The following is a 264-nucleotide window of genomic DNA, read 5'->3' on the forward strand; positions in this document are numbered from 1 at the left end:
GCGAGAACAGGGTGTAGAACTTGCCCTGGACGAAGAAGTAGACCAGCGCGTCGGCCAGCCGGTCGATGCCGGACAGCGCCGGGTCCACGCCGGTGAGCGCCGCGTTGAGCGGCCCGGCGAAACCCTCGATGTTCATCAGCAGGATGCCGAGCAGCGCGAAGCCGCGCAGGACGTCGAGCAGGACGATGCGCTCGGCCGGCGCCAGCGGTTGCAGGGAAGGCTGGATCATGGCGGGACTTTGGAAGGTGCGGCCGGGTCGACCTC

General features: G+C 68.6%; 1 pseudogene. It reads right to left on the reverse strand.

The window, feature by feature from the left end:
• A pseudogene (locus tag SB822_RS57925) lies at positions 1-229 on the reverse strand (DUF418 domain-containing protein); the annotation flags it as partial.
• Between the last annotated feature and the right edge of the window lie 35 nt (positions 230-264).

Origin of the sequence: Paraburkholderia sp. SIMBA_054, from assembly GCF_046534875.1 — a bacterium.
Lineage (GTDB): Bacteria > Pseudomonadota > Gammaproteobacteria > Burkholderiales > Burkholderiaceae > Paraburkholderia > Paraburkholderia hospita.